23 protein-coding genes and 1 riboswitch are annotated in these 24,776 nt (G+C 70.2%); of the genes, 13 read left to right on the top strand and 10 right to left on the bottom strand.

Features of this window, described 5'->3' with window-relative positions; all coding sequences use genetic code 11:
- Positions 1-254: 254 nt before the first annotated feature.
- Together ACGFN2_RS27845 and ACGFN2_RS27840 are read right to left on the bottom strand one after the other, a co-directional pair.
- On the bottom strand, positions 255-1,085 hold the full coding sequence (locus tag ACGFN2_RS27845) for a murein hydrolase activator EnvC family protein (protein ID WP_393365168.1): 831 nt from the start codon (positions 1,083-1,085) through the stop codon (positions 255-257).
- Between the two features lie 626 nt (positions 1,086-1,711).
- A complete protein-coding gene (locus ACGFN2_RS27840; RefSeq protein ID WP_393365166.1) occupies positions 1,712-1,981 on the bottom strand; it encodes a hypothetical protein in 270 nt (89 codons plus the stop codon).
- Positions 1,982-2,425: 444 nt separating this feature from the next.
- Between ACGFN2_RS27840 and rpsB the strand changes: the two genes are divergently transcribed.
- The 5 genes from rpsB (at position 2,426) to ACGFN2_RS27815 (ending at position 7,094) form a co-directional block, all read left to right on the top strand.
- On the top strand, positions 2,426-3,316 hold the full coding sequence (gene rpsB / locus ACGFN2_RS27835) for a 30S ribosomal protein S2 (RefSeq protein WP_235467547.1): 891 nt from the start codon (positions 2,426-2,428) through the stop codon (positions 3,314-3,316).
- A 108-nt stretch (positions 3,317-3,424) separates the two neighbouring features.
- Positions 3,425-4,261, top strand: a complete 837-nt coding sequence (gene tsf / locus ACGFN2_RS27830) for a translation elongation factor Ts (RefSeq protein WP_393365163.1) — start codon at positions 3,425-3,427, stop codon at positions 4,259-4,261.
- Positions 4,262-4,424: 163 nt separating this feature from the next.
- Positions 4,425-5,195, top strand: coding sequence for a UMP kinase (gene pyrH, locus ACGFN2_RS27825; protein ID WP_159743169.1), 771 nt, complete (start codon positions 4,425-4,427; stop codon positions 5,193-5,195).
- Between the two features lie 175 nt (positions 5,196-5,370).
- Entirely contained in the window at positions 5,371-5,928 is a 558-nt protein-coding gene (frr, locus tag ACGFN2_RS27820) for a ribosome recycling factor (RefSeq protein ID WP_030087489.1), read from the top strand.
- Positions 5,928-7,094, top strand: a complete 1,167-nt coding sequence (locus tag ACGFN2_RS27815; protein WP_362604198.1) for a phosphatidate cytidylyltransferase — start codon at positions 5,928-5,930, stop codon at positions 7,092-7,094. Before frr ends, ACGFN2_RS27815 begins: the two co-directional genes overlap by 1 nt.
- Positions 7,095-7,184: 90 nt before the next feature.
- On the opposite strand, the gene ACGFN2_RS27810 is transcribed toward ACGFN2_RS27815, so the two are convergent.
- Entirely contained in the window at positions 7,185-7,979 is a 795-nt protein-coding gene (locus ACGFN2_RS27810; RefSeq protein WP_362604196.1) for a hypothetical protein, read from the bottom strand.
- Positions 7,980-8,197: 218 nt separating this feature from the next.
- Entirely contained in the window at positions 8,198-8,833 is a 636-nt protein-coding gene (locus tag ACGFN2_RS27805) for a DUF732 domain-containing protein (RefSeq protein WP_393365160.1), read from the bottom strand.
- Positions 8,834-9,195: 362 nt separating this feature from the next.
- Here ACGFN2_RS27805 and ACGFN2_RS27800 point away from each other — a divergent pair, with 362 nt between their 5' ends.
- The 6 genes from ACGFN2_RS27800 to ACGFN2_RS27775 all read left to right on the top strand — a co-directional run bounded on the left by ACGFN2_RS27800 (position 9,196) and on the right by ACGFN2_RS27775 (position 15,377).
- Complete coding sequence (locus ACGFN2_RS27800; RefSeq protein ID WP_393365158.1) at positions 9,196-9,450, top strand: hypothetical protein; 255 nt, start codon at positions 9,196-9,198, stop codon at positions 9,448-9,450.
- Between the two features lie 311 nt (positions 9,451-9,761).
- The gene (locus tag ACGFN2_RS27795) at positions 9,762-10,010 is read left to right on the top strand and encodes a hypothetical protein (RefSeq protein ID WP_393365156.1); all 249 of its coding nucleotides are present in this window, start codon (positions 9,762-9,764) and stop codon (positions 10,008-10,010) included.
- A gap of 124 nt (positions 10,011-10,134) precedes the next feature.
- Positions 10,135-11,241 (top strand): 23S rRNA (adenine(2503)-C(2))-methyltransferase RlmN, encoded by a 1,107-nt coding sequence (rlmN, locus tag ACGFN2_RS27790; protein ID WP_362604194.1) that lies wholly within the window; start codon positions 10,135-10,137, stop codon positions 11,239-11,241.
- A gap of 33 nt (positions 11,242-11,274) precedes the next feature.
- Positions 11,275-11,395, top strand: a riboswitch (TPP riboswitch).
- A 107-nt stretch (positions 11,396-11,502) separates the two neighbouring features.
- Entirely contained in the window at positions 11,503-12,579 is a 1,077-nt protein-coding gene (locus tag ACGFN2_RS27785) for a thiamine ABC transporter substrate binding subunit (protein WP_393365153.1), read from the top strand.
- Complete coding sequence (locus tag ACGFN2_RS27780) at positions 12,555-14,300, top strand: ABC transporter permease (RefSeq protein WP_393365151.1); 1,746 nt, start codon at positions 12,555-12,557, stop codon at positions 14,298-14,300. The genes ACGFN2_RS27785 and ACGFN2_RS27780 overlap by 25 nt, the downstream gene beginning before the upstream one ends.
- The gene (locus tag ACGFN2_RS27775) at positions 14,301-15,377 is read left to right on the top strand and encodes an ABC transporter ATP-binding protein (RefSeq protein WP_393365149.1); all 1,077 of its coding nucleotides are present in this window, start codon (positions 14,301-14,303) and stop codon (positions 15,375-15,377) included.
- A gap of 7 nt (positions 15,378-15,384) precedes the next feature.
- On the opposite strand, the gene ACGFN2_RS27770 is transcribed toward ACGFN2_RS27775, so the two are convergent.
- The 6 genes from ACGFN2_RS27770 to ACGFN2_RS27745 all read right to left on the bottom strand — a co-directional run bounded on the left by ACGFN2_RS27770 (position 15,385) and on the right by ACGFN2_RS27745 (position 21,834).
- Positions 15,385-16,317: a hypothetical protein gene (locus ACGFN2_RS27770; protein WP_393365147.1), complete on the bottom strand. Its 933-nt coding sequence runs from the start codon at positions 16,315-16,317 to the stop codon at positions 15,385-15,387.
- 161 nt (positions 16,318-16,478) lie between these two features.
- Complete coding sequence (locus ACGFN2_RS27765) at positions 16,479-17,645, bottom strand: LOG family protein (RefSeq protein WP_393365145.1); 1,167 nt, start codon at positions 17,643-17,645, stop codon at positions 16,479-16,481.
- Positions 17,646-17,857: 212 nt separating this feature from the next.
- Positions 17,858-19,039 (bottom strand): hypothetical protein, encoded by a 1,182-nt coding sequence (locus ACGFN2_RS27760; protein ID WP_362604185.1) that lies wholly within the window; start codon positions 19,037-19,039, stop codon positions 17,858-17,860.
- Entirely contained in the window at positions 19,021-19,761 is a 741-nt protein-coding gene (locus ACGFN2_RS27755) for an ATP-binding cassette domain-containing protein (RefSeq protein WP_362604184.1), read from the bottom strand. The genes ACGFN2_RS27760 and ACGFN2_RS27755 overlap by 19 nt, the downstream gene beginning before the upstream one ends.
- Positions 19,762-19,978: 217 nt before the next feature.
- On the bottom strand, positions 19,979-21,340 hold the full coding sequence (locus tag ACGFN2_RS27750) for an aspartate aminotransferase family protein (RefSeq protein ID WP_393365142.1): 1,362 nt from the start codon (positions 21,338-21,340) through the stop codon (positions 19,979-19,981).
- Positions 21,341-21,342: 2 nt separating this feature from the next.
- The gene (locus tag ACGFN2_RS27745) at positions 21,343-21,834 is read right to left on the bottom strand and encodes an Lrp/AsnC family transcriptional regulator (RefSeq protein ID WP_190146272.1); all 492 of its coding nucleotides are present in this window, start codon (positions 21,832-21,834) and stop codon (positions 21,343-21,345) included.
- 170 nt (positions 21,835-22,004) lie between these two features.
- Here ACGFN2_RS27745 and ACGFN2_RS27740 point away from each other — a divergent pair, with 170 nt between their 5' ends.
- Both ACGFN2_RS27740 and ACGFN2_RS27735 read left to right on the top strand, forming a co-directional pair.
- On the top strand, positions 22,005-23,459 hold the full coding sequence (locus ACGFN2_RS27740) for a gamma-aminobutyraldehyde dehydrogenase (RefSeq protein WP_362604181.1): 1,455 nt from the start codon (positions 22,005-22,007) through the stop codon (positions 23,457-23,459).
- A gap of 119 nt (positions 23,460-23,578) precedes the next feature.
- Positions 23,579-24,760, top strand: a complete 1,182-nt coding sequence (locus tag ACGFN2_RS27735; RefSeq protein WP_393365139.1) for a PotD/PotF family extracellular solute-binding protein — start codon at positions 23,579-23,581, stop codon at positions 24,758-24,760.
- Positions 24,761-24,776: the final 16 nt, after the last annotated feature.

Raw genomic sequence — 24,776 nt, 5'->3', positions numbered from 1 at the left:
AGCCCGCAGCCCGCAGCCCGCAGCCCGCAGCCCGCAGCCCGCAGCCCGCAGCCCGCAGCCCGCAGCCCGCAGCCCGCAGCCCGCAGCCCGCAGCCCGGTCGTGCCCGTGGCGGGGCACCGACATGCGGTGCCGCTTTTCCGCTGGCTCCGGCTGTGTCGGGTCCTGGCCGTGTTCGGCTACCTGTGCGGCCAGGACCACGGCTCTTGCCTACGGGCTGCGCTCGTGTCGTGCCGTGATCGTCTAGTCGGCGCGATCACAGTCGCCTCGTGTGCTTACTCAGCACCTGGTCAGAGGGCGCGCCGCCGTAGCGCCAACCGTGCCGCTTTCGTGTGCCCTCGCTCACCGCAGAGCGCCGCGAGGGAAGACGGCGAAGTGCCCAGGCCGCTACAAGTGCGAGGGCTGCCGCCTCTATGAGGGCGGTTGCTGTCGGGGCCGAACTTCCGACCTGGGATGTCGGTTCGGTTTGATCCGGATGTGGGGGAGTGGGATCTGCGCCCGCTGGTACAGGCACCCCGATGATCGGCAGTAGCCGGGAGGGGCCGCCGCGGAGCATGTTCTGGGGCAGCAGCGACAACGGGTCCAGGTAGGTCTTGCCGCGGCGCAGGCCCCAGTGGAGGCAGGGCTCCCGGCAGTGGAACGGGCCGCCCTTCTGCAGGAGGGCGACCGGCTGGCCCGCCGTGACGCGCTGGCCCTTCTTGACCGTGGACCGTACGGGTTCGTAGGTGGTTCGTAGGGGCGGGTGGCCCGAGCGGGATACCTCAAGGGTCAGGACGCCGCGGCCGGCGACGGTTCCCGCGTAGGTCACCCGGCCCGGTGCCGCGGCTCGCACCACGGCACCTGCGGACGCGGCCAGGTCCACCCCTCGGTGCCCCGCTGCCCAGGGGGCAGGAGGTGGTTTCCAGCCCCTGAGCACTGTGGGCTGTAAGCCTGTAGGTCCTCCCACCGGCCACGATCGGTCCTCGGCGGATGGTGCGGCACCTTCCGGAGGTGCCTCGCCTCTGGGAGTCCCCGCCACCCAGCTGCGTCCCACACCCGCCGCACGAGCCACCGGCCGATTCGCTGATGGGTCGGCTCTGCCGTCCATGGCCCGGACTGTCCTCACCTCCACCGGTCGGCCCGCCATGAGCCCCAGCCCGTGCGCTGGCTCACGCTCCACCACGCGCTCCGCGCCGCGTCCCGTCGCCCCGCTCGTGGACGGAGCCGTGGCGGCAGCGTTCGCGAGTGATGGGGCGAAGAGGGTGAGGACCGCGGCCGCGGTCGGGGCCAGGAGTGCGCCCCACGCGTGGGCGGGGAAGAAGCAGCTCGGCCCGTATCCGTTCGGATCGCGCTGCGGCGCCGGGGGCAGCGGCCCGGGCGACCGGAAGCGCGACCCCGGCTGGGACAGGGGGCGACGAGGCCGGAAGGGGGACCAGAGGCGGGATGGGGATCGAGGCCGGGAGTGGGACCCGGGCTGGGGCCGGGGCTGGGGCCCGGACCCGGACGGGGACCCGAATTGGGATCGGGACCGGGGTCGGCACCCGGACTGGGCCCGCGACCGGGACCGGGACGGGGAAGGAGGAAGGGGGCCAGGCGCGTGTCCCTCCTGGCTCAGGCTCTGGGGCCCGTCTCCCGGCCGACCCCGGCCCCCGGAACCCGCCCTCCGCCCGGTCGCCCGGAAGCCGCGACCAGGCCCCGGACCGCTGTCGCCCTGCCGCAGCCGGTCGACCGGCCCTACCCGATCAACCGGCCGTAGCCGATCGGCTGACCGCGGGCGGTCGAGCTGCCCTGGCGGATCGGCTGACTGCGATCGACCCGGTCGCCCTCGCGGATCGGCTGACTGCGATCGACCCGGTCGCCCTCGCCGATCGGCCGACCGAGATCGACCAGGCCGCCCTGGCCGACCGTCTGACCGTGATCGGTCGAGCCGCCCCCGCCGATCAGCGGACCGCTGTCGATCGAGCCGCCCCGGCCGACCAGCCGGTCCCGCTCGGTCCACTGCACCCGCCCGGTCGCCGGGGGGTGATCCTGTGAAGCGCCCGCCGGGCCCCGTGAAGGTGCGGAAGCGTCGGTTCGGGCCTGGGGTTCGTCGTGTGGTGCGTCGCATGTGCTGACGGTGGCGCAGTTCGTCGGGGCGTGTGGATCTTGGGTTGAAGCTGTGGATGAGCGGCTGGTTGTGGACAACGGTGTCACTCGTGTGGGGCTCGAAACGGAGCGTGTCGCCCGGTGCATCAGCAGTCCCGTACACTTCTGATGGCGATCCGGGTCACCGGGTCGACTTCGCACGCCCCGCCGTCAGTGCACCAGTCCCGTTTCGGGCAGCACGACGGCCGCGCCCCTCGGTCCTCGGACGGCTCCGCAAGGTGTCATCCCCGGCAGGCGCGTCGGGGCGTCAGGCACCGCGGCCGACCGGCCGCAGTGAAACCGAGTACAACAAGGAGTACGGCCATGGCCGTCGTCACGATGCGGGAGCTGCTGGAGAGCGGCGTCCACTTCGGGCACCAGACCCGCCGCTGGAACCCGAAGATGAAGCGCTTCATCTTCACCGAGCGCAACGGCATCTACATCATCGACCTGCTCCAGTCGCTGTCGTACATCGACCGCGCCTACGAGTTCGTCAAGGAGACCGTCGCCCACGGCGGCTCGGTCATGTTCGTCGGCACGAAGAAGCAGGCCCAGGAGGCCATTGCCGAGCAGGCGACCCGCGTGGGCATGCCCTACGTGAACCAGCGCTGGCTCGGCGGCATGCTGACCAACTTCTCGACCGTCTACAAGCGCCTGCAGCGCCTGAAGGAGCTCGAGCAGATCGACTTCGAGGATGTGGCCGCCTCCGGCCTCACCAAGAAGGAGCTCCTGGTTCTCTCCCGCGAGAAGGCCAAGCTGGAGAAGACCCTCGGCGGTATCCGCGAGATGCAGAAGGTGCCCAGCGCCGTCTGGATCGTGGACACCAAGAAGGAGCACATTGCCGTCGGTGAGGCGCGCAAGCTCAACATCCCGGTCGTCGCGATCCTCGACACCAACTGCGACCCGGACGAGGTCGACTACAAGATCCCGGGCAACGACGACGCGATCCGCTCCGTCACCCTGCTCACCCGCGTGATCGCCGACGCTGTCGCCGAGGGCCTCATCGCCCGCTCCGGTGCCGCCACCGGCGACCAGAAGCCCGGCGAGAAGGCCGCTGCCGCCGAGCCGCTGGCCGAGTGGGAGCGCGACCTGCTCGAGGGCGAGAAGAAGGCTGACGACGAGGCCCCCAAGGCCGAGGAGAAGCCCGCCGAGGAGGCCGCCCCGGCCGCCGAGGCTCCCGCCGCCGAGGCCGAGAAGCCGGCTGAGCAGGCCTGACCCGCAGCATCCGGTTGACGACGGCGGGGGAGGGCGCCACAAGCGCCGCCCCCGCCGTCCACCCGTAGATCTTTCGACTTCGAGATTTCGAGAAGAGATTCACAGACCATGGCGAACTACACCGCCGCTGACGTCAAGAAGCTCCGCGAGCTCACCGGCGCCGGCATGATGGACTGCAAGAAGGCCCTGGACGAGGCCGAGGGCAACGTCGACAAGGCCGTCGAGGCGCTGCGCATCAAGGGCCAGAAGGGCGTCGCCAAGCGCGAGGGCCGTTCCGCCGAGAACGGCGCGGTGGTCTCCCTCATCGCCGACGACAACGCCTCCGGCGTCATCGTCGAGCTGAAGTGCGAGACGGACTTCGTCGCCAAGGGCGAGAAGTTCCAGGCCGTCGCCAACGAGATCGCCGCGCACGTCGCGAAGACCGCTCCGGCCGACCTCGAGGCCCTGCTCGCCTCCGAGATCGAGGCCGGCAAGACCGTCCAGGCGTTCGTCGACGAGGCCAACGCCACCCTGGGCGAGAAGATCGTCCTGGACCGCTTCGCGCAGTTCTCCGACGGCTACGTGTCGGTGTACATGCACCGCACCATGCCCGACCTTCCCCCGCAGATCGGTGTCCTCGTCGAGCTCGACAAGGAGAACGCCGAGGTCGCCAAGGGCATCGCCCAGCACATCGCCGCGTTCGCGCCGAAGTACCTCGCCAAGGACGACGTCCCGGCCGAGGTCGTCGAGGCCGAGCGCCGCGTCGCCGAGGAGACCACCCGCGCGGAGGGCAAGCCCGAGGCTGCTCTTCCGAAGATCGTCGAGGGTCGCCTCAACGGCTTCTTCAAGGACGCGACGCTGCTCGGTCAGCCGTACGCGCTCGACAACAAGAAGTCCGTCGAGAAGGTCCTCCAGGAGGCCGGTGTCACCCTGAAGCGCTTCTCGCGCATCAAGGTCGGCATCTGAGCCTGTCGCGAAGGCAGCGAATGACCTACGACCCCGCTAGGGTCGTACGCAGTCGGCCGCTCAACGGCCGGCCGCAGATGTGACGAGGAGGCCATTGCCGCAGAGGGATCTGGACCAGGACCCACGGCAATGGCCTTCTTCGTATGTGCACGAGGAGAGCTCAATGAATCACGGTGCCGACGGCGCGCACGCAGACCATTCCGGCCACGGCGGCAGGCGACGCTTCCTGCTGAAGCTGTCGGGCGAAGCATTCGCCGGCGGCGGCGGACTGGGCGTCGACCCCGACGTCGTGCACGCGATGGCCCGCGAGATCGCCGCCGTGGTGCGCGACGGCTACGAGATCGCCATCGTGATCGGCGGCGGCAACTTCTTCCGCGGCGCCGAACTCCAGCAGCGCGGTATGGACCGGGCCCGCTCCGACTACATGGGCATGCTCGGCACGGTCATGAACTGTCTGGCCCTCCAGGACTTCCTGGAGAAGGAGGGCATCGACTCCCGCGTCCAGACGGCCATCACCATGGGGCAGGTCGCGGAGCCGTACATTCCGCTGCGTGCGGTGCGCCATCTGGAGAAGGGCCGGGTCGTGATCTTCGGCGCCGGTATGGGCATGCCGTACTTCTCCACCGACACCACCGCCGCCCAGCGCGCCCTGGAGATCGACGCCGAGGCCATGCTGATGGGCAAGAACGGGGTGGACGGCGTCTACGACTCCGACCCCAAGAAGAACCCGGACGCGGTGAAGTTCGACGCCCTCGAATACGGCGAGGTGATCACCCGGGACCTGAAGGTCGCCGATGCCACCGCCATCACGCTGTGCCGGGACAACAAGCTCCCGATCCTCGTCTTCGAGCTGCTCGCCGAGGGCAACATCGCGCGTGCGGTGAAGGGTGAGAAGATCGGCACGCTCGTCAGCGATCAGGACACCCGGGCCTGACGGCCTCAACTGCCGCGATTCCGTACGGGCATCGGCCCGTACGGGCGGCAACGCCGTACCGGGGTAAGACCCCGGTACGGGGATGGACAACGGCCTGCCGGTCGGACACCGTGCAGGAGAACACGCGCGGCAGGGGCGAGGCTCTGCTTCTTACCGAAAAGACCAGGAGCAAGTGGTGATCGAAGAGATCCTCCTCGAGGCCGAGGAGAAGATGGAGAAGGCCGTCGTGGTCGCCAAGGAGGACTTCGCCGCGATTCGCACCGGGCGTGCGCACCCGGCGATGTTCAACAAGATCGTGGCGGACTACTACGGCGCCATGACGCCGATCAACCAGCTGGCGTCGTTCTCGGTTCCCGAACCGCGGATGGCCGTGGTGACCCCGTTCGACAAGAGCGCGCTGCGCAACATCGAGCAGGCCATCCGCGACTCCGACCTCGGCGTCAACCCGAGCAACGACGGCAACATCATCCGAGTGACGTTCCCGGAGCTGACCGAGGAGCGCCGCAAGGAGTTCATCAAGGTCGCCAAGAACAAGGGCGAGGACGCGAAGATCTCGATCCGCAGCGTCCGGCGCAAGGCCAAGGAGACCCTCGACAAGCTGGTCAAGGACAAGGAGACCGGCGAGGACGAGGTGCGCCGCGCCGAGAAGGAGCTCGACGACACCACCGCGAAGTACGTGGCGCAGGTGGACGAGCTGCTCAAGCACAAGGAATCCGAGCTCCTCGAGGTCTGATGAACGAGTCTTCCTGGGGGGCCCCGCCCGGCGCCGGTCAATGGGGACCGCCCGACCACGGCCCGGCCCCCTCGCTGCGCGGGTCGGCGCCCCCCGTTCCGGCGGGTCCGGTGTACGACCGGGGCGATGCGGCGCAGACTCGGCCCATGCCCTTTGTGCCCGGGCAAGGCGGACGCCAGGATGACAACCGGGGATATCGGGACATCCGGGATAGCCGGGACCACCTGGACGACCGGGGGGCTGCTCGACGGAGCGGCCCCCTGTTCCGCGACGAAAAGCCGCAGGAGCCCATGCCCACCTCTCTTTCCGGGTCCGACAGCTCGCCGGACTCAGAGAAGCCGAAGAAGAAGAGCGCGGGCCGCAACCTGCCCGCCGCCATAGGGGTCGGCGTCGGCCTCGGCGCGATCATTCTCGCGTCGCTCTTCGTCTACAAGCCCGTCTTCATCGGCGTGATAGCGATCGCCGTAGTAGTGGGCCTGTGGGAGCTGACCTCGCGGCTGGCGGAGCGCAAGGACATCAAGGTGCCGCTGGTGCCGCTCGCGGTCGGCGGCACCGCCATGGTGGTCGCCGGATACGTCCGCGGCGCCGAGGGAGCCTGGGTGGCGATGGCGCTCACCGCGCTCGCCGTGCTCGTGTGGCGGATGACCGAGGCGCCCGAGAACTATCTGCGGGACGTCACCGCCGGCGTCTTCGCGGCGTTCTATGTGCCGTTCCTCGCGACGTTCGTGGCGCTGATGCTCGCGGCCGAGGACGACGGGCCGCAGCGGGTGCTGACGTTCCTGCTGCTGACGGTCGTCAGCGACACCGGTGCGTACGCGGTCGGCTGGCGGTTCGGGAAGCACAAGCTCGCGCCGCGCATCAGCCCCGGGAAGACCCGCGAGGGACTCGTCGGCGCGGTGCTCTTCGCGATGGCGGCCGGTGCGCTGTGCATGGAGTTCCTCATCACGGGCGGCGCCTGGTGGCAGGGCCTGCTGCTCGGCCTCGCCGTCGCGGCCAGCGCGACCCTCGGCGACCTCGGCGAATCCATGATCAAGCGGGACCTCGGCATCAAGGACATGGGCACCTTGCTCCCCGGTCACGGCGGCATCATGGACCGGCTCGACTCGCTGCTGCCGACCGCGCCCGTGGTCTGGCTGCTGTTCGTGGTCTTCGTGGGCTCCGGCTGACCGCTGGGTACTCGCAGATGAGGGCAGGGAGAGGAATCCTCTCCCTGCCCTTTTCCGTGCCTTCCCTCCCCTGAGTCCGCCCGCCGGCTATCAGGGTGGCGACAGGGTCTCGACCGCCGCGCGCAGCGGCTCCGGCGACGTGGCGAACTCGCCGAGGAACGGATACGACAGTTCCGTGACCAGGAACAGGTTGGTGGCGACGAGGACGCTCACCGCCGCGACCATCCCGTAGTGGATCAGGGCCTGCTCGGAGCCGAAGGTGGCGGAGAATCCGAGGACCAGTCCACTGGTCAGAAGGACCGCGAGCCACAGGGACAGGGGCGGGCCGATGTTGGTGCGTGCCTCGAGCAGTCGTTCCGTGCGGGCGAGGCTCAGTTCCCTCAGGGACGCGAGCGAGCTGGTGAGGAAGGCCCGCTGGGTGTCGTTGCGGGGCTGAATGCGCTCGTACGTGCTGTGCAGGCGGTTCAGCGCGTTCTCGGCCCCGGGCGTGGCATCGCCTGCCGCGGCCCGGGGCCACTCGGCCGCCGCCGCGCGTCCGTACGCCAACAGGCTCTGCCTGATCCGTGCGCTCTCGGCCCTGCCGAACACCTCGCGGCTCCTGGCCAGCTGCGTCGCCATGGCGCCCTCGGTCCGGGTCGTCTGGTCCGCGGCGTTCACCTGGCCCCATAGGGCGAGAACGATGAAGCCGATGAGGAATCCGTAGACGACCGCGATCACGGGGAAGAGGAACTGCGCGATCTCGTTCTGCTCGCCCCGCTTGACGCGGGGGATGCGGTGCCGGACCACCGCCTGGAAGGCCGCCGTCCCGCCGGCGATGCCGACGACGAGCCCGGCCAGCAGCAGCCAGGAAGGCACGTTGATCACGATCCAACGGGTCACGGCCACTGCTCCACGCTCCTGACGTACCCCACACCCGCCACCATGGCGCGGTGGCCAACGAAGGCGGCGGGGGGTGGACACGTCGGCTTGGTCTCTTTGGTGGGGCGCGGCTGCGAGAGGCTTGGTCCGGCTCGGCGCCTCGCACCGGCAGGCGGACCACCACGGGTGACTGTGCTCTCCGTGGCCCAGTGTTCCGACCTGGGCTTTCCGGATTGGTCCGCGAGTTACTTCAGTGCTGCCGCCACAGCGGACGTATGCGACGGGCAGTAGACGGGCGGGGCTTCGGTAACGATGGCCAGCCCCTTCGCTCCCGGGTATGCGGCCTGCGCGGTTTCGAGTACTTCTCGGGGGCTGTCACCCGCATCGAGTTCTGTACATATGAGCTGCCCCTGAACTCCGAGGTCGTCGGCTTCCACCGGTCCGAGTCCGGGGGCGCGGGTTTTCACGGCGTCGGCGTATCGATCGTCCTTGTCTGATGATGCGGGAACCTCGTCCACGACGTCGGGGGAGGGCGAATGAGGTTCCGGGCTATCAGGCACCGAGGGCAATCCGCAGGCTTCGCGGGTGGCGGCGACAGAGAACATCACAGGGCCGTCCCGCTGCACTTTCTGCTTGCAGATGATCCATGTATCGAATGTGGAATCACTGCGATCCGCTTTCGTTTCTACGTCCAGATAGGCCCTCAACGTCATCGGCGAGCTCAGTACGGAATCTGCTTCGCTCTTGGTCTTGCCGACAAAGTCAGCGATGGACGGCCGAGGTGAGGCCGTTTTCTTCCCCTCGTCGTTGTGTGGAGTGCCGCTGCACCCGGCCAGGGTGACGACCAGAAGCGCACAGGTGGCCGCGTTACGTCCTCGCACAATCCATCCCCCCGTTCTGAAGCTCTCGGTAGGGCACTGTAGCGCTCTGTTGCTCAGGCGCGAACGGCCACGGTGTGGACCTGCAGATATTCAGTTCATTGAGATTCCCCAACAGGGCTCAGAGCAAGAAGCCCCGTTAAGAATCGGCCCTAAAACCCCTCTCCTGCCCCTAGGCTTGGCCTGCACGCTTTTTAGTGGCGCCTGCCCAGTACGCTTCAGGGAGAGGAGTTGCGTGTTCCACCTGGATGCTTGTATACCTCGTCTCAGGTTCGCTGCAGAGCCGTCCTCATCTCGTCGGTTAACGCGCTGCGGGCCTCGCGAGCGGCCCGCCAGGCACGGAGGTACTCCACGGAGTCCGAGTCATGACCGGCAACCACGACGTCGTGGAAGTCGAGCACGCTGAGAGTGGCGCGTCCGGCCATTTCGACAACCGGCTGCTGGGCCACCAATTGCAGTTGATGCTGTGCTGCGTACACACCATGCTCGCCGATCGCGACGTGACCGTTGCCGATGCGTTCCGGACGAAGCTCGCCCCGGGAAAATGCGTCCCGGGCCTGAGCGAGTGCCGTGAGGTATTCCATGCAGGCGGTGCGCAGTGCATCACGCTCCCGCTCTGATGTGTCACGGCGCCATCGGACGTGGTCAGCAACGAGCGTGCTGACCACACCAAGAACCGTGCCCAGAGCCGTGGCAACAACCGCTGACCACTGCATGTGCCCCCCCCACGAGCTTGCCTGGGCCCGAGCCCAGAGCCACTGCCAACCCTTGGTTGCCATCGGATCATGGCGGAGCGGGGTTCGACAGCCTTGCGGAACGCATCGCCTGACATGCATCGCTGACATCAACGACTACCGACCAGCAGGCCCGTCGCGGCGATCACTGCCAGACCTGCAAAGCAGTAGTCCCAAGGGCGGTAGCGTCCAGGCCCATGACTTCGTCTCCTGACCGCGTGGATAGCAGGGAAGCGCTGGCGTCGTTTGTCCGCTCCCTGCACCGTGACTATGCCGACAGCGCCGCCTCGTGGGACAACGCCGACCTTGGTGACTTCCTGGAGGCTCTCGCCGCTTGGGTCGATGACGCGGCCGGCTGGTATCGGAGTGCCGGTCACGACCTACCTGACAACGGTGACTGGGTCTTCTTCGCCAGAGCCCTGAGCGCAGCCACCGTTTACGAGTAGCACCCTGACCAGAGTCCTGGGCCGTGCGAGGCGGACTGCCTACGGCAGGAGGCCACACCGCGTGACTATCCCCTCGCAGCTCCGACCTGGGCCCCCGTAAATGATCTGCCACACTGGACCCACCATGCCTGCACCCGGAGAACTCACTTTTGTCGCGCCGCGCGGGGCCAAGAAGCCGCCGCGGCACCTTGCCGATCTCAGTCCTGTCGAGCGTCGCGAAGCGGTGGCTGCGATCGGGGAGAAGCCGTTTCGTGCGAAGCAGCTGTCGCAGCACTACTTCGCCCGTTATGCGCATGACCCGGCGCAGTGGACCGACATTCCGGCGGCGGCGCGCGAGAAGCTGGCGAGTGAGCTGCTGCCGGATCTGATGTCGGTCATGCGGCACATCTCGTGCGATGACGACACCACGCGCAAGACGCTGTGGAAGCTGCACGACGGGACGCTCGTCGAGTCGGTGCTGATGCGGTACCCGGACCGGGTCACCATGTGTATCTCCTCGCAGGCCGGCTGCGGGATGAACTGCCCGTTCTGCGCCACCGGCCAGGCGGGGCTGGACCGTAACCTCTCGACCGCCGAGATCGTGCACCAGATCGTCGACGGGATGCGTGCGCTGCGTGACGGGGAGGTGCCGGGCGGGCCGGCGCGGTTGTCCAACATCGTCTTCATGGGGATGGGGGAGCCGCTCGCCAACTACAAGCGGGTGGTCGGGGCGATCCGGCGGCTGACGGACCCCGAGCCGGACGGGCTGGGGCTGTCGCAGCGGGGGATCACCGTCTCCACCGTCGGCCTGGTGCCGGCGATGCTGCGGTTCGCCGACGAGGGCTTCAAGTGCCGGCTGGCCGTGTCGCTGCACGCCCCCGATGACGAGCTGCGGGACACCCTGGTGCCGGTCAACACGCGCTGGAAGGTGCGGGAGGTGCTGGACGCGGCGTGGGAGTACGCCGAGAAGTCCGGGCGGCGGATCTCGATCGAGTACGCGCTGATCCGGGACATCAACGACCAGGCGTGGCGCGGTGATCTGCTCGGGCGGCTGCTGAAGGGCAAGCGGGTCCATGTGAACCTCATTCCGCTGAACCCGACGCCCGGCTCGAAGTGGACCGCCTCGCGTCCCGAGGACGAGCGGGCGTTCGTCCAGGCCATCGAGGCGCACGGGGTGCCGGTGACCGTTCGGGACACTCGCGGCCAGGAGATCGACGGCGCCTGCGGTCAGCTCGCGGCCTCGGAGCGCTGACCGCCCGCTGGTACGGTGTGGTCGAACAAGCACACATTCCGACAGGGGAGCGCCACAGCGCTGAGAGTGCGGAAGCGCCGTAGTCCTACGGTGCCCGCAGACCCTTGAACCTCGCCCGGGTCATTCCGGGTAGGAAGTTCGGTCGTCACTCATGCTGTTGCGCCCTGCCCCGGGTCCCCTCCGTCCGGTACGTCCGCGTACGACGGAGCAGTGGAACCGGGGCAGGGCCGCGTCTCTTCCTGGCCAGCCAGGAGGAAGTCAGTGAACACCACCAGCAGGATCACCGCGGCGGTGGTGGCCGCCGCGGTCGGCACGGCCGCCCTCGCCGCCTGCGGGGGCCAGGGCGGCGGGAGCGCCGACGCCAAGACCGTCACCCTCGTCAGCCATGACTCGTTCCACGCGTCCAAGTCCGTCCTCGCCGCCTTCGAGAAGGAGAGCGGCTACAAGGTGACGGTCCTGCGGGGCGGGGACGCCGGCAAGGCCGTGAACCAGGCGATCCTGTCCAAGGGCAACCCCCAGGGCGATGTGTTCTTCGGGATCGACAACACCCTGCTCTCGCGCGGCCTGGACGAGGGGCTCTTCAGCCCGTACGAGGCCAAGGGACTGGACAAGGTGCCCGCGGAACTCCAGCTCGACAAGGGCGCGCACCGGGTCACGCCGCTCGACTACGGCGACACCTGCGTCAACTACGACCGCGGCTACTTCGACCGGCACAAGATCGCCCCGCCGAAGACCTTCGACGACCTGCTCAAGCCCCAGTACAAGGGCATGCTCCTCACGGAGAACCCCGCCACGTCCTCGCCGGGGCTCGCCTTCCAGCTCGGCACCATCGCCAAGTACGGCGAGAAGGGCTGGCAGAGCTACTGGAAGAAGCTCAAGGCCAACGGTGTCGAGGTCGTGGACGGCTGGGACCAGGCCTACAACGACCGGTTCTCCGGCTCCGCGGCCGGCAAGGGCAAGGGCGACAAGCCGCTGGTGGTCTCGTACGCCTCCAGCCCGCCCGCCGAGGTGCTCGCCAAGAAGCCCGCGCCCAAGGAGGCGCCGACCGGTGTCGCGGCCGGCACCTGCTTCCGGCAGATCGAGTTCGGCTGTCTGCTCAAGGGCGCGCGGAACGAGAAGGGCGGCAAGGCGCTGCTGGACTTCCTGCTGAGCAAGAAGTTCCAGGAGGACGTACCGCTGAAGATGTTCGTCAACCCGGCCCGTGCGGACGCCGCGGTGCCGGAGGTGTTCACCCGCTACGGCACGGCGATCGACAAGCCGACGACGCTGGCCCCCGCGGCGGTCACGAAGAACCGCGAACAGTGGATCAAGCAATGGTCCTCGCTCGTACTGAAGTAACGCCCCCGGACACCACGGGTGCCCGGCGCGGCAGGCCCGCGCGGGGAACGGCGGTGCGGCTCGGCCTGATGGCGGTGCCGCTCGCCTTCTTCGCGCTGTTCTTCGCCTACCCCGTGGTGGCCATCGTCGGGCGGGGGCTCAAAGACGGCGGGCAGTGGCAGCTCGGCCGGTTCGGTGCCGTGCTGAGCGACCCGGACATCGTCCATGTGCTGTGGTTCACCGTCTGGCAGGCGGCCGCCTCGACCGGGCTGACCCTGCTGATCGCGCTGCCCGGCGCCTACGTCTTCGCGCGCTTCGACTTCCCCGGAAAGCAGCCGCTGCGGGCGGTCGTGGCGGTGCCGTTCGTGCTGCCGACCGTCGTCGTCGGCTCCGCCTTCCTCGCGCTGCTGGGGCGGGGCGGGCTGCTGGACGACCTGTGGGGCGTGCGCCTGGACACCTCGGTGTGGGCGATCCTGCTGGCGCATGTCTTCTTCAACTACGCCGTGGTCGTCCGGACCGTCGGCGGGCTCTGGGGGCAGCTCGACCCGCGGCAGGAAGAGGCGGCGCGGGTGCTGGGAGCCGGGCGGTTCGAGGCCTGGCGGCGGGTGACGCTGCCCGCGCTGGGGCCGGCCGTCGCGGCCGCCGCCCTGATGGTCTTTCTGTTCACCTTCACCTCCTTCGGGGTGGTGCAGATCCTGGGCGGCCCCGCCTTCTCCACGCTGGAGGTGGAGATCTACCGGCAGACCGCGGACTTCCTGGACCTGCCGACCGCCGCCGTCCTCACCCTGGTCCAGTTCGCCGCGGTGCTGGGCGTACTGGCGCTGCACGCCTGGACCGTGCGCCGCCGGGAGTCCGCGCTCCGGCTCGTGGACGCGGCGCGCACCGCCCACCGGCCGCGCGGCCCCGGCCAGTGGGCGCTGCTGTGGGGCACGCTCGCCGTCATCGCCGTCCTGCTCCTGGCGCCGCTGCTGGTGCTCGTGGAGCGGTCGTTCGCCGGGCCGGACGGCTACGGAACGGTCTTCTACACCTCGCTGGGGTCCGCCGCGAACGCCGACAGCACCTTCGCCGTCGCCCCCCTGGACGCCCTGGGGAACTCCCTGGCCTACGGGGCGGCGGCCACCGCGATCGCGCTGGTGGTGGGCGGACTGGCGGCCGCCGCGCTGACCCTGCCCCGGCTGCGCCGCGGCCCGTCCGGGCGGACCCCCGCGATCAGCCGGTTCGTCCGCGGTTTCGACGCCCTGCTGATGCTGCCCCTGGGGGTCTCCGCGGTGACCGTGGGCTTCGGCTTTCTGATCAGCCTCGACGCGCCCCCGCTCGATCTGCGTGCCTCGTGGTGGCTGGTGCCGCTCGCCCAGGCGCTGGTCGGGGTGCCGTTCGTGGTCCGCACGATGCTGCCGGTGCTCCGGGCGGTCGACGGCCGGCTGCGGGAGGCGGCCGCCGTGCTCGGTGCCTCACCCTGGCAGGTGTGGCGCGAGGTCGACCTGCCGCTGGTGCGGCGGGCGCTGCTGATCGCCGCGGGCTTCGCCTTCGCCGTGTCGCTCGGTGAGTTCGGCGCGACGGTCTTCATCGCGCGCCCGGACCAGCCGACGCTGCCGGTCGCCGTGGCCAGGCTGCTGGGACGTGCGGGCGAGCTCAACTACGGGCAGGCGATGGCCCTGTCGACCCTTCTGATGGTGGTGTGCGCCGCCGCGCTGCTGGTACTGGAGCGCCTCCGCCCCCTCGACCGATCCGGGGAGTTCTAGATGACGGCACGGACCGGCACCACCACGGCGCGGGAACTGCTGCGGCTGGGCGGGGTGACCGTCCGCTTCGGCACGAGCGGGCGCCCCGCGCTGGACGCGGTCGATCTGGACGTCGCCGACCGGGAGATCGTCTGCGTGCTGGGGCCCAGCGGCAGCGGCAAGTCCACGCTGCTGAGGGTCGTCGCCGGGCTCCAACAGGCCGACGCGGGCCGGGTGTTGCTGGAGGGCCGGGACCAGTCGGGCGTGCCCACGCACCGGCGCGGGGTGGGCCTGATGTTCCAGGACCACCAGCTGTTCCCGCAGCGTGATGTCGCGGGCAATGTCGCCTTCGGGCTGCGGATGCGGCGTTCCTCGCGCGCCGAACGGGAGCGTACGGTCGCCGGAATGCTGGATCTCGTCGGGCTGCCGGGCGCCCAGCGCCGCGCCGTGGCGTCGCTGTCCGGCGGCGAACAGCAGCGGGTCGCCCTGGCCCGCGCGCTGGCCCCGCACCCCCGGCTGCTGATGCTGGACGAGCCCCTCGGCCAGCTCGACCGCGGGCTGCGCGAACGGCTCGTCGTCGAACTCCGGCGGCTCTTCCGCGAACTGGGCACGACCGTGCTGGCCGTCACCCACGACCAGGGCGAGGCCTTCGCGCTCGCCGACCGGGTGGTGGTGATGCAGGACGGCCGGATCGCGCAGACCGGCACCCCGCTGGAGGTCTGGCAGCGGCCCGCCAGCGAGTTCGTGGCCCGCTTCCTCGGCTTCGACAACGTGGTCGAGGCGACGGTGCAGGGCGAGGCCGCCGCCACCCCCTGGGGGAAGGTGCCCGTCCCGGCGGCCACCACGGACGGGCCGTGCCGGCTGCTCGTCCGCCCGGCCGGTGTCCGGCTGACGGCCGCCCCGGACGGTCTGCCGTGCACGGTCGCGGCCCGTACCTTCCGCGGCACCCATGTCGCGCTGCTGCTCCGGCCCGCCACCGGGCCGCAGGTGGAGGCGGCCTGCGCCCTGCGGGACGCGCCCGAAGTGGGCGAGCGGGTGGGCATCGCCTTCCAGGCGCGGGACGTGGTGGTGCTGGACGGCTCCGCTCCGGCGGGCTGACCGCGCCTCAGCGGGCCGCGGCCTCCAGCGCGTCGCCCTCCCGTGTCCCGGCCTGCGGGGCGCCGGGGTCAGGCTCCGGCGCGCCGAACCAGGCGACCGCGACGGCACCGGCCACCGCCACCACGAAGCCGAGGACGGCGACCCAGGCGAAGCCGGGCCGGGACGCGTCGCCCAGCCACAGCACTCCGAGAATGCCGGGGACCACCGTCTCACCCACCACCAGCGCCGCCGTGGCGCCGTTCACCGAGCCGATCTGCAGGGCGACGGTGTGCAGATACATGCCCCCGATACCGGCGATGAGGATCGCGTACAGGGCCGGGTCGGCGAGCAGCGTCGGCAGGTGGAAGGGGTCCACGCCGTTCAGTATCCGTACGCCGACGCCGAGCGCGCCGAAGCCCAGTCCGGAGAGCAGGCCCGCCAGGATCGCGGCCCGCCCGCCGAGCAGCCGCACGATCAGGGTGCCGCCGCCGATGAGCACGACCGAGGCCACGAGCAGCCACCAGTGGCCGGCGATCGGGGTGTGGCCGCTGCCCTCCGGCCCCGCGGCCGTGGCCAGCAGGACCAGCGCTCCGCAGACCACCGCGATGGAGGACCACTCGGCCCGGCTGAGCCGGATGCCGAGCAGTTTGATGCCCAGAACGGCCGTGATCACGAGGTTGGCGCTGATCACGGTCTGGGAGAGGAACAGCGGCAGCAGCCGGGCCGCCAGCGCGCCCAGGCCGAAGCCGACGAAGTCCAGCACCGTGCCCACCATGAACTCCCAGGTCACGGCCGCCTTCGCGGTCGACGACAGGCTGGGGCCGCCATGCTGGGTGACGCCGCTGCCGGCGGACTCGGCCGCCTCCCGGCGGGCGGATTTACGGGAGCCCACCGCCTGCAGGACCGATCCCGTGCCGTAGCAGGCCGACGCCGCCACCGCCGTCAGAAGGCCGATGATCACCAAGAGCTCCGTTCGCCCGCTGTGCGCATGACGCGTTCATTACCTTCTGGCAGACGTGCATTCCGGGACGGAAGTTGCTTCCGGCGGCGCACCTCTCGTGCGCCGCCGTCCGAGAGGCCGGCCCGGCTCTTCGTACGGGGCGGCGGTGTACGGCCGGCCTGTCAGGAAGGCGCCTGGGCGCGGAGACGGGCCAGTGCCTCCGGGGCCTCGTCCACCGAGTCGACCAGGGCGATCCGGGCCGCCATGGGACGCTTCGCGGCGAGCGCCTGGAGCAGCGGCCAGGCGGGCAGCTTCTCCGTCCAGTGCGCGCGGTCCACGAGCACCATCGGGGTCGGCTCGCCCCGCGACCCGTAGTAGTTCGGGGTCGCGTTGTCGAAGATCTCCTGTACGGTCCCGGCCGCGCCCGGCAGGAACACGACACCGGCGTTGGAGCGTGCCAGCAGGCCGTCCTCGCGTACCGCGTTGACGAAGTACTTGGCTATGTGGGACGCGAAGGCGTTCGGCGGCTCGTGGCCGTAGAACCAGGTGGGGATGCCGGCCGAGGTGCCGCCGCCGGGCCAACTGCGGCGTATCTCGAAGGCGGCGTGTGCCCAGTCGGTGACGGATGGGGTGAAGTGGGGTGTCTTGGCGAGGAGTTCCAGCGCCGCGTCGAGCATCTCGTCCTCGAAGGGCGCGGCGTACGCCCCGAGGTTCGCCGCCTCCATCGCGCCGGGGCCGCCGCCGGTCGCGACGGTCAGCCCGTCGCGGGTGAGCCGGCGGCCGAGGCGGGCGGCGCCCGCGTAGGCATCGGTGCCGCGCTCCAGGGCGTGGCCGCCCATGACGCCCACCACCCGGGCGCCGGTGAGGTGTTCGTCCAGGGAGTCGGAGACGGCGTCGTCATGGATGCTGCGCAGCATGGAGGCGAAGATGTCGCCGTCCGACTTGGTGTCCTGGTACCAGCGGTAGGTGTGGGCGTCCGGGGTGGCGTCGAAGCCGCCGTCGGCCAGCCCCGCGAACAGCTCGTCCGGGTCGTAGAGACCGCCCCGGTACGGGTCGAACGGGAGGCCGGGCACCGGCGGGAAGACCAGGGCGCCGCTCGCGCGGATCTTGGCGGCGGCGTCCGGCTCCATGACGCAGCCGAGGAACACGGACTCCGTGGTGTCCGCGCCGAGCAGCGCGAACGTACGGTCCGTCAGGTCGACCGACTGGACGCGGTGTCCGGCGAGACTGCCGGAGGCGACGACCTGGTCGAACTCTTCCAGGGACTCGATCTCCCGGTCGTCGTGGTCGTCGTGGGCGCGGGTGCGGCGGGACGCCGGCGGCTGTGAATTCGACTGCACGTCCGACATGTTAGGAGGTCACGGCGCTCGCGCGGTGAGGGGTGCCGCCCCACCGGACCGTGCGGTGGGGCGGCCAGGAGCCGCCGGAGTCAGCTCCTTCCGGTGGAGCCGCGGGCCGTCGTGGGGTCCCGGGCGGGCCCGCCCCGCGACGGCGGTGCGGCCGGCCGACGGCGCTGCCACGGCCGGTGTCGTCAGAGGGACCGGGCCCCGCCCCGCACCCGTCAACGCACCAGCGGAAGCGTGGCCATCTCCGCGACGGTCCAGGTCAGCGGTGCCAGGACGAGTGCCAGTGCCAGGAAGCGCAGGGCGGCGGCGCGGTGGAGGACGGAGGCGGAGGCGCCCAGGCGGCGGAGCGCCGCCGTGGTGTGGGCGCGGGCCGAGCGGGACTCCACCGCGGCGGTGAGGGCGCTGGCGGCGACACAGGCGAGCACGACCGCCGCGCCGACGGCGGTGAGCGGTCCGAACGGACTGGAGGGGGAGGCCTCATACACCTTCACGGCGGCGTACGCGGCGGAGCCGACCGCGCACAGGACCCCCAGCGGGCGGCCGAGGCGGTGTGCCTCCTCCTGGAGCACCCGACCGGACAGCAGCCGCAGTGCGCCGGGGCGGCCGGCGCAGAGCAGCCGGCCGCACAGATGCACCAGCCCGGGACCTGCCAGCACCAGCCCGAAGGCCGACAGCGCCCAGCCGGCCAGCACCCCGGGAGGGCTGCCGACCAGCCGGCCGGGGAGCGGCAGCAGGCCGCCGGGGGTGTGGGCGCCGCGGCTGGCGTACGCCTCGATCGCCAGCCCGGCCGCGGCCATCGCGATGCCCCACGGGAGTCCGGAGGGCGGGGCGGTCCGGGGGCGGGCGTCGCTCTCGGGGGCGCCGGCCTCATGGCGGGGGCGCAGAGCGACGGCGGCCGCGGCCGCCGCGGTCAGCGGCACGGTCGCCAGCAGCAGAAGGGCGCCGGCGAGCGGCACGGGGTGGCCGGCGCCGAGCAGGTTGCCGTCGACACCGAGGGCGGACGGGCGGCCGAAGAGGCCCGGGCCGCCCAGGTCGCCGCGCAGCCGGAGGAAGACGAGCAGGGCCAGCAGGACCCCGAGGAAGCAGGACAGTGCGGTGGAGACGGTGGCGAGCAGGGTGAGCCGGAAGGGGCCCAGGCCGGCGGCGGTCATCCCGCGCTGGAGACGGGCGGCGGGGTCCGTACGCGCGGTGGACACCGCGAACTGGGCGGTGGCGGCGAGCGGGGCCGCGCACCACAGCAGGCGCACCAGCGACTCGTCGGCCGCGGACGGGTGCCCGGCGGCGTGGCCGACGGTGGAGAGCAGCAGGAAGCCGGTGCCTGCCGCGGCGGCGGTGACGGAGAGGCGGCGCAGCTGGACGAGGGGGCGCGAGCCGCGGGCTAGACGGAGAGCGAGCACTCTGCCCTGCTTTCCTCGTCGTCGGAGCCGGTTCCGGCGGGCGCCCCGTGCGACTGGTGTCCGTCGAGGAGCGTGAGGGACCGGTCGGCGAGCGTGGCGACCTCGGGGGCATGGGTCGCCAGGACCACGGTGATCTGGTGCGAGCGGGCCGCGGTGGTGAGGGTGCGCAGCACCTGGGTGCCGTCGGCGCGGTGCAGTGGCGCGGTCGGCTCGTCGGCGAACAGCACCTGCGGGGTGGTGGCGAGCGCGCGGGCGATGGCGATGCGCTGACGCTGGGACTGGTCGAGCTGCGCGGGGCGGCGGCTCGCGCACATGCCGACGTCGAGGCGGTCCAGCCATTCGAGGGCGGTGTGCTTGGCGGAGCGGGTGCCGGTGCCGCGGAGCAGGAGGGGGAGGGCGGCGTTCTCCCAGGCGGTGAGCTCGTGGACGAGGTGCGGTTCGGTGTCGATCCAGCCGAACCGGTCCAGGCGCAGCCGTTCGCGGCTGGGGGAGGAGAGGGTGTGCACGGGGGCGCTGTTGAACCACACCTCGCCCTCGGCCGGGACGAGTTGGCCGGAGAGACATTTCAGGAGGGTGGTCTTGCCACTGCCGCGCGGGCCGGTGACGGCGAGGATCTCGCCTTCGCGGACGCCGACGGAGACTCCGGCGAGGGCGGAGGTGCCGCCGTACGCGTGGTGCAGGCCGCGGGCCCAGAGAACGTCGTTGTCAGGCGGGGCCACCATCTGCGCACCTCTTGTTGTAGGCGTCGAATCGTTCCCCCGACCGGGTGAACGACCATGGAGGGTATCGGTCACAAGCACGGTAAGGATTGGTGACCCCCGGTATTCGCCGCTTGGCAGCACAACGGCCCAGATTCACTCGTATGGCTTGAAGTGAGTGAATCTGGGCCGCTGGGTATTCACTTGTGCCTGATGAGGCGGCGCGCAGGCGCCCTACGGATCAGAGCTTGGTCCAGGCCTCGGTGAGGACCGTGCGCAGGATCTGCTCGATCTCGTCGAAGACCGACTGGTCGGCGATCAGCGGCGGGGCCAGCTGGATGACCGGGTCGCCACGGTCGTCGGCGCGGCAGTAGAGACCGTTGTCGAACAGCGCCTTGGAGAGGAAGCCGTACAGGACGCGCTCGGTCTCCTCCTCGTTGAAGGACTCCTTGGTGGTCTTGTCCTTGACGAGTTCGATGCCGTAGAAGAAGCCGTTGCCGCGGACGTCGCCGACGATCGGCAGGTCGTGCAGCTTCTGCAGGGTGCTCAGGAAGTTGCCCTCGTTGTCGAGGACGTGCTTGTTGAGGCCCTCGCGCTCGAAGATGTCGAGGTTGGCGATGCCGACGGCCGCGGAGACCGGGTGGCCGCCGAAGGTGTAGCCGTGCAGGAAGGTGTTGTCGCCCTTGTAGAACGGCTCGGCCAGGCGGTCGGAGATGATGCAGGCGCCGATCGGGGAGTAGCCCGACGTCATGCCCTTGGCGCAGGTGATCATGTCCGGGACGTAGCCGAACTTGTCGCAGGCGAAGGTCGTGCCGAGGCGGCCGAAGGCGCAGATGACCTCGTCGGAGACGAGCAGCACGTCGTACTGGTCGCAGATCTCGCGGACCCGCTGGAAGTAGCCGGGGGGCGGCGGGAAGCAGCCGCCGGCGTTCTGCACCGGCTCCAGGAAGACCGCGGCGACGGTCTCCGGGCCCTCGAAGAGGATCTGCTGCTCGATCTGGTCGGCGGCCCAGCGGCCGAAGGCCTCGGGGTCGTCGCCGTGGATCGGGGCGCGGTAGATGTTGGTGTTCGGGACCTTGTGCGCGCCGGGGACCAGCGGCTCGAAGGGGGCCTTCAGGCCGGGCAGGCCGGTGATGGACAGGGCGCCCTGCGGGGTGCCGTGGTAGGCCACGGCACGGGATATCACCTTGTGCTTCATCGGCTTGCCGACGAGCTTGAAGTACTGCTTGGCCAGCTTCCAGGCGGTCTCGACCGCCTCGCCGCCGCCGGTGGTGAAGAAGACCTTGTTGAGGTCACCGGGAGCCTCATTGGCCAGCCGCTCAGCCAGCTCCACGGCCTTGGGGTGGGCGTAGGACCACACGGGGAAGAAGGCCAGCTCCTGCGCCTGCTTGTAGGCGGTCTCGGCGAGCTCGACCCGGCCGTGGCCCGCGTTGACCACGAAGAGGCCGGCGAGCCCGTCGACGTAGCGCTTGCCCTTGTCGTCGTAGATGTTGGTGCCCTCACCGCGCACGATCGTGGGCACGGGGGCATTCTCGTACGACGACATGCGGGTGAAGTGCATCCACAGGTGGTCGTATGCGGTCTTGGAGAGGTCGCCGCTCATTGCTATCTCGTTCCCCAGGTGTAGGTCTGCTTCCGGAGCTTGAGGTACACGAAGCTCTCGGTGGATCGGACGCCGGGAAGCGTGCGAATCCGCTTGTTGATCATTTCCAGCAGGTGGTCGTCGTCCTCGCAGACGATCTCGATGAGGAGATCGAAGGAGCCTGCCGTCATGACGACGTACTCGACCTCTTCCATGGTCGTCAGGGCATCGGCCACGGGGTCGAGGTCACCTTCGACGTTGATGCCGACCATGGCCTGCCGCCGGAAACCGACCGTGAGGGGGTCGGTGACCGCGACGATCTGCATCACGCCCTGATCGAGCAGTTTCTGTACGCGCTGGCGTACCGCCGCCTCGGACAGGCCGACGGCCTTGCCGATCGCGGCATACGGACGGCGCCCGTCCTCCTGGAGCTGCTCGATGATCGCCAGGGAGACGGAGTCAATCGACGGGGTGCCGGTTCTGTCATGACCGTTACGGGGAGCCACGCCGTTCACTGTGCACGAGCCTCGTCTGTCTCGCAACCCCAAAGCGATGAAATTAGTCGTGTCGCGATCGAAAATTCACTGATTCCGTTGTTCCTGGGTGGCGGGTGTGTTGAAAACGTGGGTTCCATGGCTAGGGTGGATGTCCAAACCACCAGACTTCTGACTGAAGGGGGCGCACAGTGACCACCGCACTGCGTCGTCTGCGCAACTACATCGACGGGGAGTTCCGGGACGCCGCCGACGGGCGGACCACGGAGGTGGTCAACCCCGCGACGGGTGAGCCGTACGCCACCGCCCCGCTCTCGGGTGCCGCCGACGTGGACGCGGCGATGGCCGCGGCCGAGGCCGCCTTCCCCGCCTGGCGCGACCTGATCCCGGCCGAGCGCCAGAAGGTCCTGCTGAAGATCGCCGACCGCTTCGAGGAGCGGGCGGAGGAGCTGATCGCCGCCGAGTCGGAGAACTGCGGCAAGCCGGTCGCGCTCGTACGGTCCGAGGAAATCCCGCCGATGGTGGACCAGATCCGCTTCTTCGCGGGCGCCGCCCGGATGCTCGAAGGCCGCTCGGCCGGCGAGTACATGGACGGCTTCACCTCGATCATCCGCCGGGAGCCGGTCGGGGTCTGCGCCCAGGTCGCGCCGTGGAACTACCCGATGATGATGGCCGTGTGGAAGTTCGCCCCGGCGCTGGCCGCGGGCAACACCGTCGTCATCAAGCCGTCCGACACCACGCCCGCCTCCACGGTGCTGATCGCCGACATCATCGGCAGCGTGCTGGACGAACTGGGCCACTCCCGCGGCGTGTTCAACGTCCTGTGCGGTGACCGCGAGACCGGCCGGCTGATGGTCGAGCACAAGGTCCCGGCGATGGCCTCGATCACCGGCTCGGTGCGCGCCGGCATGCAGGTCGCCGAGTCCGCCTCCAAGGACCTCAAGCGGGTCCACCTGGAGCTGGGCGGCAAGGCCCCGGTCGTGGTCTTCGAGGACACCGACATCGCCAAGGCCGTCGAGGACATCTCCGTCGCCGGCTACTTCAACGCCGGCCAGGACTGTACGGCCGCCACCCGTGTGCTCGTCCACGAGTCCATCCACGACGAGTTCGTCGCCGCGCTGGCCAAGGCCGCCTCGGAGACCAAGACCGGCGCGGTCGACGACGAGGACGTGCTCTACGGCCCGCTGAACAACGCCAACCAGCTCAAGCAGGTCAAGGGCTTCATCGAGCGGCTGCCCGCGCACGCCAAGATCGAGGCGGGCGGCGAACAGGTCGGCGACAAGGGCTACTTCTTCGCCCCGACCGTCGTCTCGGGCCTCAAGCAGGACGACGAGATCGTCCAGCACGAGGTCTTCGGCCCGGTCATCACCGTCCAGTCCTTCTCCGACGAGAAGCAGGCCGTTCAGTGGGCCAACGACGTCGAGTACGCCCTGGCGTCCTCGGTGTGGACCAAGGACCACGCCCGCGCCATGCGGATGTCCAGGAGCCTCGACTTCGGCTGTGTGTGGATCAACACCCACATCCCGCTGGTCGCCGAGATGCCGCACGGCGGCTTCAAGAAGTCCGGCTACGGCAAGGACCTGTCGGCCTACGGCTTCGACGACTACACCCGGATCAAGCACGTGATGACCTCCCTCGACGGCTGAGCCGGGGGAACCCACCACGTCGGGCGCCACGAACGCTCGACACACCGTCGCGGGCGGAGGCCCGGCAACTGACGCTCTGTCGCTTGCCGCCTCCGCCCGCGGCGCGTGAGAGTGCGGCCATGGCAGATCTTTCGCGGCGGGCGCTGCTCCGGGGCATGGGCGGACTGGGTGTGACGGGGGCGCTGGCCGCCCTGAGCGGATGCGGGGTGCCGCCGGCCTACGTCGAGGCGGCGGACCGCGGCGGCCCGGACCGTTCGGCACGGGACCGCAGGCTCACCTTCGCCAACTGGCCGCTCTACATCGACGTCGACGACCACGACAAGCAGCGCCGCCCCACCCTGGACGCCTTCGAGCGGCGCACCGGGATCTCCGTCACGTACACCGAGGAGATCAACGACAACGACGAGTTCTTCGGCAAGATCAGCCCGGCGCTGATGAACCACCAGAGCACCGGCCGCGACCTGATCGTCATGAGCGACTGGATGTGCGCCCGGTTCGTCCGGCTGGGCTGGGTACAGGAGATGGACCGCGCCGCCCAGCCGCACGTCGCCCGGCACCTCGACCCGCTGCTGCGCACCCCGCACTTCGACCCCGGCCGCCGGCACTCGGTGCCCTGGCAGTCCGGGATCACCGGCATCGCCTACAACCGGAAGAAGCTCGGCCGGGAGATCAAGCACACCGCCGACCTGTGGAAGGACGATCTGCGCGGCCGGGTCACCCTGCTCTCCGGGCTCGACGAGTCCTTCGCGATGCTCATGCAGGGCGACGGGGTGGACATCACCCGCTGGACGGCCGACGACTTCCACCGGATGACCGACCAGGTCCGGCGCCTCGTGGGCAAGGGCCACATCCGGCGGTTCACCGGCAACGACTACATCAAGGACCTGGACTCCGGGGACGTGCTCGCCGCCCAGGCCTACTCGGGCGACGTGATCCAGCTCCAGGCGGACAACCCGGACATCGCGTTCGTGGTGCCGCAGGAGGGCGCGGAGCTGTGGGCGGAGAGCCTGCTGATCCCCGACCGTGCGGAGCACAAGCGCAGCGCCGAGCAGCTGATCGACCACTACTACCGCCCCGAGGTGGCCGCCGACCTGGCCGCCTGGGTCAACTACGTCTGCCCCGTACCGGCCGCACGGGACGTCCTCGCCTCCTCCAAGGACAAGGAGCGTGCCGCGCTCGCCGAGGACCCGCTGGTCTTCCCCGACGAGGCGATGCGCAAGCGGCTGGTCATCGCCCGCGACATCACCTCCGGGGAGCGCACCGAGTTCGCCAAGGAGTGGAACGCCATCGTGGGGCTGTGAGGGGGAGAGCCGGGCG

The sequence above is a fragment of the Streptomyces sp. NPDC048612 genome (assembly GCF_043199295.1).
GTDB lineage: Bacteria > Actinomycetota > Actinomycetes > Streptomycetales > Streptomycetaceae > Streptomyces.
The sequence above is the reverse complement of the archived record's forward strand: the minus strand, read 5'-3'. Positions and strand labels throughout refer to the sequence as shown.